This window comes from Lysobacter sp. Soil_N_23, assembly GCF_057656135.1.
This window is the reverse complement of the sequence record NZ_JBDGKY010000024.1, coordinates 47,490-58,639: the sequence shown is the minus strand read 5'-3', so window position 1 is coordinate 58,639 and position 11,150 is coordinate 47,490. Positions and strand designations below refer to the sequence as shown.

The 11,150-nt window shown below is 67.5% G+C and carries 9 protein-coding genes; 4 read left to right on the top strand and 5 right to left on the bottom strand.

Annotated features, from left to right (window positions below; genetic code table 11):
* Positions 1–244: 244 nt before the first annotated feature.
* Genes AC3A3X_RS15605 through AC3A3X_RS15590 form a run of 4 tightly spaced genes read right to left on the bottom strand, consistent with a single transcriptional unit; the run spans position 245 to position 4,877 of the window.
* A complete protein-coding gene (locus AC3A3X_RS15605) occupies positions 245–1,264 on the bottom strand; it encodes a zinc-binding alcohol dehydrogenase family protein (RefSeq protein ID WP_487583938.1) in 1,020 nt (339 codons plus the stop codon).
* 10 nt (positions 1,265–1,274) lie between these two features.
* Positions 1,275–2,300 (bottom strand): aldo/keto reductase, encoded by a 1,026-nt coding sequence (locus AC3A3X_RS15600; RefSeq protein WP_487583937.1) that lies wholly within the window; start codon positions 2,298–2,300, stop codon positions 1,275–1,277.
* Positions 2,300–3,601: an SGNH/GDSL hydrolase family protein gene (locus tag AC3A3X_RS15595; RefSeq protein WP_487583936.1), complete on the bottom strand. Its 1,302-nt coding sequence runs from the start codon at positions 3,599–3,601 to the stop codon at positions 2,300–2,302. Before AC3A3X_RS15595 ends, AC3A3X_RS15600 begins: the two co-directional genes overlap by 1 nt.
* A gap of 31 nt (positions 3,602–3,632) precedes the next feature.
* Positions 3,633–4,877, bottom strand: coding sequence for an MFS transporter (locus AC3A3X_RS15590; RefSeq protein WP_487583935.1), 1,245 nt, complete (start codon positions 4,875–4,877; stop codon positions 3,633–3,635).
* 109 nt (positions 4,878–4,986) lie between these two features.
* Here AC3A3X_RS15590 and AC3A3X_RS15585 point away from each other — a divergent pair, with 109 nt between their 5' ends.
* Positions 4,987–5,892 (top strand): LysR family transcriptional regulator, encoded by a 906-nt coding sequence (locus AC3A3X_RS15585; protein WP_487583934.1) that lies wholly within the window; start codon positions 4,987–4,989, stop codon positions 5,890–5,892.
* A gap of 238 nt (positions 5,893–6,130) precedes the next feature.
* Here the strand turns inward: AC3A3X_RS15585 and AC3A3X_RS15580 are convergent, their stop codons facing one another.
* A complete protein-coding gene (locus tag AC3A3X_RS15580; RefSeq protein WP_487583933.1) occupies positions 6,131–6,922 on the bottom strand; it encodes a DODA-type extradiol aromatic ring-opening family dioxygenase in 792 nt (263 codons plus the stop codon).
* A gap of 163 nt (positions 6,923–7,085) precedes the next feature.
* Between AC3A3X_RS15580 and AC3A3X_RS15575 the strand changes: the two genes are divergently transcribed.
* The 3 genes from AC3A3X_RS15575 to AC3A3X_RS15565 all read left to right on the top strand — a co-directional run bounded on the left by AC3A3X_RS15575 (position 7,086) and on the right by AC3A3X_RS15565 (position 11,140).
* Positions 7,086–8,549 carry a bifunctional 2-methylcitrate dehydratase/aconitate hydratase gene (locus AC3A3X_RS15575; protein ID WP_487583932.1) on the top strand — a complete coding sequence of 488 codons (1,464 nt, stop codon included), beginning with the start codon at positions 7,086–7,088 and terminating at the stop codon, positions 8,547–8,549.
* Between the two features lie 173 nt (positions 8,550–8,722).
* Positions 8,723–9,805, top strand: coding sequence for an OmpA family protein (locus AC3A3X_RS15570; RefSeq protein WP_487583931.1), 1,083 nt, complete (start codon positions 8,723–8,725; stop codon positions 9,803–9,805).
* A 255-nt stretch (positions 9,806–10,060) separates the two neighbouring features.
* The gene (locus AC3A3X_RS15565) at positions 10,061–11,140 is read left to right on the top strand and encodes an OmpA family protein (protein ID WP_487583930.1); all 1,080 of its coding nucleotides are present in this window, start codon (positions 10,061–10,063) and stop codon (positions 11,138–11,140) included.
* Positions 11,141–11,150 lie beyond the last annotated feature (10 nt).

Genomic DNA, 11,150 nt, shown 5'->3' with positions numbered 1-11,150 from the left:
GTCTGCGGATGGGCATCGTCCGCCGGGCCGGGGATTGCTCCGCCCCTTCGTCGGACATCCTGTCCGAAGGCGGGGCGTGGGCCATCCATGGCCCACTGCTGCGCAATCCCCGGCCCGGCGGACGACGCTCCGGCAGTTCGTTGCATGGTCTCCGGCGGCCCTCACCCCAACCCCTCTCCAGCAAGCGGGAGAGGGGCTTTTCACCGTCATCCCCGCGAAGGCGGGGACCCAGTGCCGTTGCTCGTCACCAGCCCGACAGCACCAGCTTGCCGATCGTCGCGCCCGATTCCAGGCGCCGGTGCGCCTCGCGCAGGTTGGCCGCATTGATCGGGCTGAGCGCGTCGTGCTGCGTGCCACGCAGCTCGCCGCTGTCGATCAGCGCGGCGACGCGGTCGAGGATGCGGCCCTGCTCGTCCATGTCGGCGGTGCGGAAGCGCGTGCGGGCGAACATCATTTCCCAGTGGATGCCGATGCTCTTGGCCTTGTACGGATCGCCGATGCGCAGCGGCTCGGACGGCTCCACGATCAGGCCGACGTGACCGAGCGGGGCGAGCAGGTCGCCCAGCACCTCCCAGTAGCGGCCGGTGTCGGCGAGGTTGAGCGCGGCGTCGATCGAAGGGAAGCCCAGCGTAGCGAGCTGCGGCGGCAGGGGTTGGCGGTGATCGATGACGTGGTGGGCGCCCATCGCCTCGCACCATTCGATGGTTTCACTTCGCGATGCGGTGGCGATCACGGTGAAGCCGGCGCGGCGGGCGAGCTGGATGGCGATCGATCCGACGCCGCCGGCGCCGGCGATGATCAGCAGTGTCTTGCGGTTGCCGCCGTGTTCGCTGTCGAACGGCATGCGCTGGAACAGCAGCTCCCACGCGGTCAGCGCGGTCAGCGGCAGTGCCGCCGCCTGCGCCGCATCGAGCGACTTCGGTGCGTGGCCGACCACGCGCTCATCCACCAGTTGCAGTTGCGCGTTGCTGCCCGGACGGGTGATGTCGCCGGCGTAGTAGACGCGGTCGCCAGGACGGAAGCGGCTGACGTTCTCGCCGATGGCTTCGACCACGCCGGCGGCGTCATAGCCGAGCACCTTGGGTTGCCCTTCCACTTGCGGCTTGGGCGAGCGCACCTTGGTGTCGACCGGGTTGACCGAGACGGCTTCGACGCGCACGAGCAGGTCGTGGCCGGTCGGTGCGGCAGGGTCGGGAAGGTCGATGTCGACGAGTGATTGCGGGTCGTCGATGGGGAGGTAACGGGTGAGGGCGATGGCTTTCATGGGGATTCCATCAAACCGGCGACGGATTGCGCTCGGCAAAGCCCGCCTGGTGCCAGTACGGATACACCGCCGTCGAGGCGCTGGCCTCGTCGAGCGAGGCGACCTGCTCGGACGTCAGGTTCCAGCCGACCGCGCCGAGGTTCTGCCGCAGTTGCTCTTCGGTGCGCGCACCGATCACCACGGTCGATACCGTCGGTCGCTGCAGCAGCCAGTTCAATGCGATCTGCGGCACGGTCTTGCCGGTCTCGGCGGCGATGGCGTCGAGCGCATCGACGACGCGGTAAAGGCGCTCCTCATCGACCGGCGGGCCGTAGTCTGCGGTGGCCGACAGGCGGGTCACTTCCGGTCGCGGCTGGCCACGGCGGATCTTGCCGGTGAGGCGGCCCCAGCCAAGCGGGCTCCACACGACGGCGCCGACGCCTTGATCGAGGCCGAGCGGCATCAGTTCCCATTCGTAATCGCGACCGATCAGCGAGTAGTACGTCTGGTTGGCGACGTAGCGCGACCAGCCATGGCGGTCGGCGGTCGCCAACGACTTCATCAGATGCCAGCCGGAGAAGTTGGACACGCCCAGGTAACGGATCTTGCCGGCGCGGACCATGTCGTCGAGCGTCGACAGCGTTTCCTCCACCGGAGTGCGCGCGTCGAAGCCGTGCAGCTGGAACAGGTCGATGTAGTCGGTGCCCAGGCGCTTGAGCGCGGCATCGACGCTGTCGATCAGGTGGAATCGCGATGAGCCCACGCTGTTGGGGCCGTCGTCGAAGCGGAACGTGGCCTTGGTCGAGACCAGCACCTTGTCGCGGCGGTTCTTGATGGCCGCGCCGAGAATGCTTTCGGCCAGGCCGCCGGAGTAGACGTCGGCGCTGTCGAACAGGTTGAGGCCGGCGTCGAGGCAGATATCGACCAGGCGCGTGGCCTGCGCGATGTCGGTGTTGCCCCACGAACCGAACAGTTCGCCCTTGCCGCCGAAGGTGCCGGTGCCGAAGCTCAGCGCGGGGACGCGAAAGCCGGATTTGCCGAGAAAGCGGTAGTCCATCATTGCGGTTCCTTGGAAGTTGTTGCGCGTGGGAAGTCAGTGTGCGTTTCGTCGCCGAGCAGGGCACGAAGATCGATCGAGTCGGCCATCGCCTGGTAGCCGGCATCGCCGGGATGGAGATGGTCGCCCGAGTCATGGGCGGGCAAGAAGCGGGCCGGGTGCGACGGGTCGCGGGTGACCGCGTCGAAGTCCAGCACCGCGTCGAACTCGCCGCTGTCGCGGATCCAGGCATTGACGGCCTGGCGCACGCGTTCCTTGTCGGCGTCGAAGTAGCCGCGCATCGGAGTGTCCTGCAAGGCACCTTCGAACGGTGTCAGGGTCGCACCGACGATGCGCACGCCGCGTGTATGCGCGCGGGCAATCAGCTGGCGGTACCCGGCGATGAGGTCTTCGGCACGTGCGGCCGGGTCGGTCGGCGCGAACGCGGTGCCGTTCCAGGCGATGTCGTTGATGCCGATCAGGACCACGGCCGCCGCCACGCCCGGTTGCGCCAGCACGTCGCGGTCGAATCGCGCCAGCGCGTTGCTGCCCATCTTGTCCTGCAGCAGGCGCGCACCGGAGATGCCGGCGTTGAGCACGGCGACGTCCTGTCCGGCCAGGCGACGGGCCAGGAAGTCGGGCCAGCGGCGGTTATGGTCCACGCTCGACATGTTGCCGTCGGTAATCGAATCGCCCAGTGCAACAACGCTGCGGGTCGCCGCTGGGGCTTGTACCTGTATGGCCGACAGGAACACGCGCGTGCTCAGCGTGGTCTCGGCCTTGAACGCGGTCGCGCCGGTCTGGTCGCCCGCGCCGACCTGGGCGGTCTGGCGCGCATCCCAGTGGAACGTCGCCGGTGGTGTCGGCTCGGGCAGGTACAGGCTGACCGAGACGTCAGTGAGTGCGGGCACGTCCAGCTCGACGGGGTCGCTGAGCATCGGCGCGCCCGGCGGAATGACCACTGACGTCTTGCCGCCGAACGTCAGTGCGCGATCGCTCGCAGCGACGATGCGACCTTCGCCCTGGCTTCGCGCAACGCGCGCCGCGCCGATCCGCAACGGCTTGCTGCCGTACTCGTTCGAAAGCAGCAAGCGCACGCGCGGTCCGCCGATGCTCACCCGCGCGGTCTGCCGCACGGTCTGGTTCCACAGGTGATGGGGAACATTGGTGGGCAGTACGAAATCGCCTGCCCACAGCGGCTGCGGGCTCGCGGTCCAGGTGGTGGCCCAGTGCGTCGTTTCGCCCGCACGTGCGGGCAGCGGCGCTGCAGTGGCTGCGAACAGCAGCGCGACGAGCAGGGCGGGGGAGGCAATGTGGTTCATGGCACGCAAATCCTTCGCGAGTGGTTGAGAGTCAGGAACGCTCGGGCACGCAGCCCGCAGGCAATGCGGCGCCGCGCTCACGCACGCCTTCCAGCCGCACGCTCCACAATGCGACGGCCAATCCCGCGACGGTCACCGCCGCTGCCGCCCACGTCACCGCTTCCAGGCCGGGCCCACGTTCGATGACCACGCCGCCGAGCCACGCGCCCATCGCGTTGCCGAGGTTGAATGCGGCGATGTTGAAGCTCGATGCCAGGTTCTCGCCGGCACCGGAGGCGTGGCGCAGCACGCGCAGTTGCAGCGGCGAGACCGTGGCGAACGCAGCGATGCCCAGCGCGGTGACGAAGGCGACGATGGCGAACTGGTTGTGCAGGGCGAAGCTCATCAGGCCCAGCACGATGGCAAGCGCGGCCAGCGTGCCCAGCAACGCCGGCGTCGGCTTGCGGTCGGCGAGATGGCCGCCGAGCAGGTTGCCCACCACCATGCCGGCGCCGAACAGCAGCAGGATCGGTGAGACGGCGGTTTCGGAGAATCCGGCCAGGCCGGTCAGCAGCGGCTGGATGTAGGTGATCACCACGAACACGCCGGCGAAGCCCAGCATTGTCATCAGCAGACCGAGCAGGACCTGCGGGCGCACGATCGTGCGCAGTTCTTCGCGCACGGCAACCGGGGTCTGCACCTCGCGGCTGCGCGGCACCAGCAGTGCGATCACCAGCAGCGAGACCACGCCGACCAGGCTCATCGCCCAGAAGGTGGAACGCCAGCCCAGGTGCAGCCCGAGCCAGGCACCGGCCGGCATGCCCAGCAGTGTGGCCAGGGTCAGGCCGGAAAACATGATGGAAATGGCCGAGGCCTTGCGGTCGGCCGGTACCAGCCCGGTCGCCACGACCGCGCCGACGCCGAAGAAGGTGCCGTGGGTCAGCGAGGTCAGCACGCGCGCGGCCATCAGCGTGGTGTAGTCCGGCGCCAGCGCACAGGCGGCATTGCCGATGGTGTAGATCGCCATCAGTGCCAGCAGCACCGCCTTGCGCGGCATGCGCCGGGTCAGCAGGGTCAGCACCGGGGCACCGACGAACACGCCCAGGGCGTAGCCCGACACCAGCATGCCGGCGGCAGCGATGGAGACCTGCAGGTCGGCGGCGACCTGCAGCAGCAGGCCCATGATCACGAACTCGGCGCAGCCGATGCCGAACGAGCCGGCGGTCAGGGCGTACAGGGCCACCGGCATGCGGCCGGAGGTCGGGGCTGGAAGGGTCGGGGCGGTGGCGAGGGCCATGCTGCGGCGTCCACTCGAAGAGGAAGGGGAGGTGCGCAGGCTAGGCCGTTGCATATTCCGCAAAAACCGGCAGGATGGCTAAGCAGTTTCAACGTGGCGTTGATAATCCATGGATCGCATCGGCGACATCGGCCTGTTCCTGCGCGTGCTCGACCTGGGCTCGATCAGCGCCGCCGCCCGCAGCCTCGATCTGTCGGTCGCCGTCGCCAGCCAGCGCCTGAAGCGGCTGGAGCGCGACCTTGGGGTACGCCTGCTGCACCGGACCACGCGCCGGCTGCACGCGACGCCGGAGGGCGCTGCGCTGGCCGAACAGGGCCGCGCGCTGGTGGAGGACCTGGAGGCCCTGACCAGCAGCCTGGGCCTGGGCGGCAGCGAGATCGCCGGCACCCTGCGGGTGACGACGTCGGCCTCGTTCGGACGTCTATATGTATCGCCGCTGGTGCCGGAGTTCCTCGAGCGCCACCCGCGGGTGCGGTTGAGCCTCAACCTCAACGACCAGATGGTCGACCTGGTCAGTTCCGGGTTCGACTTGGCGATCCGGATCGGCGAGCTGGCCGATTCCAACCTGGTGGCGCGCCAACTGGCGCCGAACCGGAGGGTGCTGTGCGCTTCGCCCGACTACCTGCGCCGGCGCGGCGTGCCACGCACGCCGCAGGAGTTGGCCGAGCACGATTGCGTGCTGCTGGTCGGCAGCCAGGGGCGGCAGGACGTGTGGCGGATGAGCGATGGCGCCGGCGGTGAAGTGGCGGTACGCGTGCATGGCCGCATCGAAAGCAACTACGGCGAAGTGGTCCGCGATGCCGCCGTCGCCGGACTCGGCATCGCCCTGCATTCGACCTGGCATGCCGCCGACGATCTGCGCAGCGGCCGGCTGCAGCTAGTGCTGGCCGACTATCCGCTGGCCGAGACCGGCATCTACGCGGTGATGCCGCAACGCCGGCTGGTGCCGCCGCGCGTGCGTGCGTTTGTCGACTTCATGGAGGAGCGGTTGGCGCAGGTGTTGCCGCGGGACTAGGCCTGACAACTGTCATTCCCGCGCAGGCGGGAATCCATGGACGTCGCCTTTATTCCGTCATTCCCGCGCAGGCGGGAACCCAGCGTCTTCGCTGTTGCGTGAGGAGGTTCGCCACGACGCGAGAAGGAGCAGCGTCCATGGATTCCCGCCTGCGCGGGAATGACGAGTCGCTGGGTTCCCGCCTGCGCGGGAATGACGGGTTGGGGCGAAGGTCGCGCTTGGCCTCACGCACCGCAGCTCAGTCGAATGCGAACGCATCCAGCGACAACGAGCCCAGCTGGTGCGACCGATGGATCGCGCGGACGTTGGGCGTGTCCCCCGCGGCACCGAGTGCGACGAACAGCGGCATCAGGTGCTCGACCGTGGGATGCGCGTGCTGCGCGTGCGGCGCGCGCTGTTGCCAGTCCAGCAGGGCCGGCCAGTCGTGCGCGGCCAGCATCGTGTGCATCCAGTCGCCGAACGCCTGCGCCCAAGGTGCCAGCGGTGCCTGCGGATGCTTCCAGTCCAGATCGCCCAGGTTGTGCACGAAGCCGCCCGATCCGATCACCAGCACGCCTTCGTCGCGCAGCGGCGCCAGCGCCTGGCCCAGCGCGTAATGCTGCGACGCGTCGCCGTGCGGCATCACCGAGACCGGCACCACCGCCACGTCGGCGTCTGGATACATCCGCAGCATCGGCACCCAGACGCCATGGTCGAGGCCGTGGTTTTCGCGCACGCGCGGATTGAACCCGGCATCGGCGAGACGTTGCGCGATCTGTTCGGCCAGGTCGGGCGCGCCGGGCGCCGGGTAGCGGATCTGGTAGAGCGGTTCGGGGAAGCCGCCGAAGTCATGCACGGTGTGCGGCTGGATATGTCCGCCCACCATCGGCCGGTCGGTCATGAAATGCGCGGAGACGACCACGACCGCCCTCGGCCACGGCAGCTGCCGGCCGAGGCCGTCAAGGAAGCGGCCGGCAGGTGAGTCCTCCACCGCCAGCATCGGCGAGCCATGGGAGAGGAACAGCGTCGGAAGGCGGGTAGGGACGTCCATGCATCAAGGGTGGGCCTGTGGCGCGGCTTTTCCAAGCGCCATACGCGTGCCGGTGCGTTCCGCTGTGACCGACAGTCACGCTGGGTGAAATCTCGAGGCGCGCTCACACCCAGGCCACCGCCGCCCGCCGACAATGCGCACGGCACTGTCCACGGGATTGCTCATGAGCCACGCCGACCTGCGCTCCGCCGTCCGTCCGCCGCCCGATGCGGCGATGGCGGACATCGCCGACTACGTCGTCGACTACCGGATCGATTCGAGCGAGGCCTACGACACCGCCCGCACCATGCTGCTCGACTCGCTGGCCTGCGCGGCGCTGGCGATGGACCACCCCGAGTGCGTCAGGCACCTGGGGCCGCTGGTGCCCGGCGCGGTGCTGCCCGGCGGCGCGCGCGTGCCGTTCACCGCGCACGAGCTCGACCCGGTCCAGGCCGCCTACAACATCGGCGTGCAGATCCGCTGGCTCGACTTCAACGACACCTGGCTGGCGGCGGAGTGGGGCCATCCGTCGGACAATCTCGGTGCGATCCTCGCCGTGGCCGACTACCTGGGACGCAACGCGCAGGTCCAGGGCGGCGCGGTGATGACCGTGCGCGACGTGCTGGGCCATGCCATCAAGGCGCACGAGATCCAGGGCTGCTACGCATTGAAGAACTCCTTCAACCGCGTCGGCCTCGACCACGTGATCCTGGTGCGCCTGGCCTCGACGGCCGTTGCCACCGCGATGCTGGGCGGTGGCAAGGAGCAGATCGTCACCGCCATATCGCACAGCTGGATCGACAACGGCGTGTTGCGCACCTACCGGCACGCGCCCAACACCGGCCCGCGCAAGAGCTGGGCCGCCGGCGATGCATGCCGTCGCGCGGTCACCCATGCGCTCAACGCGGTCAAGGGCGTGGTCGGATATCCCAGTGCCCTGAGCGCACCGACATGGGGCTTCCAGGACGTCGCCTTCGAGGGCCAACCGTTCGAGTTCGAGCGGCCGTTCGGCAGCTACGTGATGGAGAACATCCTGTTCAAGATCAGCTACCCGGCCGAGTTCCATGCGCAGACCGCGGTGGAGTGCGCGATGCGACTGCACGCGCAGGTCGGAGCGCGAATCGATGCGCAAGGCGTGGACGCGATCGAGGCGATCGTCATCCAGACCCAGCAGGCGGCGATGCGCATCATCGACAAGACCGGCCCGCTGGCGAACTACGCCGACCGCGACCATTGCCTGCAGTACATGGTCGCCGTGCCGCTGCTGTTCGGGCGCCTGCGTGCCGACGACTATGGCGACGTGGTGGCGGCCGATCCGCGCATCGACGCACTGCGTGAGCGCATGCGCGTGGAGGAAGACCCGCGTTTCACCCGTGATTATTTCGATCCCGACAAACGGTATATAGGAAACTCCGTTCAGGTCTTCTTCAAGGACGGAACGCGGAGCGAAAAGGTTTCTGTCGATTATCCGGTCGGCCACCGTCGCCGCCGCGGCGAGGGTATTCCGCTTCTGATGGCCAAGTTTGAAGCGGCTGTCGCGGCAAAACTGCCGGACCGGCAGGGCGCCGGGCTGCTCGCGCTGGCGGCCGATCCCGAGCAACTGCTGGCCCTGCCGATCACCCGGCTGATGGACGGCCTGGCTTGCTGAATCCCGACCAATTGCCGGACGTTGGCCGGGGAACTTCCCGGATTGTTAGATCACCGTTAACACGGCTTTCACATAAGCAAATTTAACCTCCGCCCCGATGGCGTCGTCTGGCGGCCGTCCTAAGTGGGAACTCGCAGACGCTGTTTCCGTTTTTTGATCAAGGAGCTGGATATATGAATAAGAAACTCCTCTGCGCCGCCCTGCTGGGTGGTCTGAGTCTGGCCCAGGCTGCCAATGCGCAGGAATTCGATGATCGCTGGTACCTGACCGGCGCCGCCGGCATGAACATCCAGGACAACGATCGCGGCACGCGCAATGCGCCGTTCGGTTCGCTTGGTGTCGGCAAGTTCCTTAATCAGAACTGGTCGATCGACGGTGAACTGAACTACCAGAACCCCAACAACGACGACAACCAGGATCTCAACTGGAGCCAGTACGGGATTTCGTTTGACGGCCGCTACCATTTCACCGAGGAAGGCCGCAACTGGGCCCCGTACATCCTGATGGGCCTGGGCTACCAGCAGTCGGAAGAGGAGTGGGATGCGTTCCCGGATACGAACTCTCCGCGCCAGCGTGACGAAGGCAACTTCGCCGCCAAGGTCGGCGTCGGCGTGCAGAGCGCCCTGTATGGCAAGCGCGCTGCGATCCGCACCGAACTGGCTTACCGCGCCGACTTCGACGACGGCAGCATCAACGCCCCGGACGAAGACTGGTTCGGCGATCTGCTCGCTTCTGTCGGCGTCGTGATCCCGCTGGGTCCGCCGGTCGTGGCGGCCCCGCCGGCTCCGGCCGCGCCGAGCTGCGCCGACCTGGACGACGACGGTGACGGCGTCAACAACTGCGACGACAAGTGCCCGGGTTCGCAGGCCGGCCAGACGATCGGTCCGGACGGTTGCCCGGTGCCGGTGTCGATCGACCTGAAGGGCGTGAACTTCGACTTCGACAAGGCCACGCTGCGTCCGGATGCGGTCTCGATCCTGTCGGAGGCCACCGAGATCCTGAAGCGTTATCCCGAGCTGAAGGTCGAAGTCGCCGGTCATACCGACCAGTGCGGCAAGGACGCGTACAACCAGAAGCTGTCGGAGCGTCGTGCGACCACGGTGTACGACTACCTGACCAGCAATGGCGTGGACGCTGCTCGCCTCGTGGGCCCGATCGGTTACGGCGAGAGCCGCCCGCTCGAGGACCTGGGCCAGGCCTTCCCGGCCTGCAAGAGCGAGAAGAACCGTCGTACCGAGCTGAACGTGCAGAACTAAGCTCGCGACGCGGACTCCGCAGCGCAACCTTCGAAGCCCGGCCTCTGGCCGGGCTTCGTCGTTTTGGGATATTGCCGTATCAGATTAATTCCCAGAAAAACGTTAACCAGTATTAACAAATACAATCACGGTGTATGATCGCCGCCGTCAGTGACCCCCTTGGCCCCCGCCAAGGCCGATTCAGCTACCGCAACGCGCATGCCTGCAGTACGCCTGTATTTCCCCGTCCGTTTCTGACCGATCAAGGAGTGACACATGAAGACCCGTTTGTTGAGCACCGCCCTGCTGGCCGGTCTGGCCGTTTCCCAGGTCGCCAGCGCCCAGGAATTCGATGACCGCTGGTACCTGACCGGCTCCGCCGGCATGAACATGCAGGACAACGACCGTGGCACCCGCAATGCGCCGTTCGGTGCGCTGGGCGTCGGCAAGTTCCTGAACCCGAACTGGTCGCTCGATGGCGAGCTCAACTACCAGAACCCGCACAACGATGCCAACCAGGATCTCAACTGGAGCCAGTACGGCATCTCGTTCGACCTGCGCCGCCACTTCCTGGCCGAAGGCCGCAACTGGGCGCCGTACCTGCTGATGGGCCTGGGCTACCAGCAGGCGGAAGAAGAGTTCGATGCAAACCCGAATCCGAACTCGCCGGGCCAGCGTGACGAGGGCAACCTCGCCGCCAAGGTCGGCGTCGGCCTGCAGACCGCACTGGGCGAGCGCGTGTCGCTGCGCACCGAGCTGGCCTACCGTGCCGATTTCGACGACGGCAGCGTCGCTGCTCCGAACGAAGACTGGTTCGGCGACATGCTGGCCTCCGTCGGTGTCGTGATCCCGCTGGGCGCGCTGCCGGTCGCCGCCGCACCGGCTCCGGCCGCGCCGAGCTGCGCCGACCTGGACGACGACGGTGACGGCGTCAACAACTGCGACGACAAGTGCCCGGGTTCGCAGGCCGGCCAGACGATCGGTCCGGACGGTTGCCCGGTGCCGGTGTCGATCGACCTGAAGGGCGTGAACTTCGACTTCGACAAGGCCACGCTGCGTCCGGATGCGGTCTCGATCCTGTCGGAGGCCACCGAGATCCTGAAGCGTTATCCGGAGCTCAAGGTCGAAGTCGCCGGTCACACCGACCTGTGCGGCAAGGACGCGTACAACCAGAAGCTGTCGGAGCGTCGCGCCACCACGGTGTACGACTACCTGACCAGCAATGGCGTGGACGCTGCTCGCCTCGTGGGCCCGATCGGCTACGGCGAGAGCCGTCCGCTGGAGCCGACCGAGCAGACCATGCCGGCCTGCAAGAACGAGAAGAACCGTCGCACCGAGCTGAACGTGCAGAACTAAGCTCGCGACG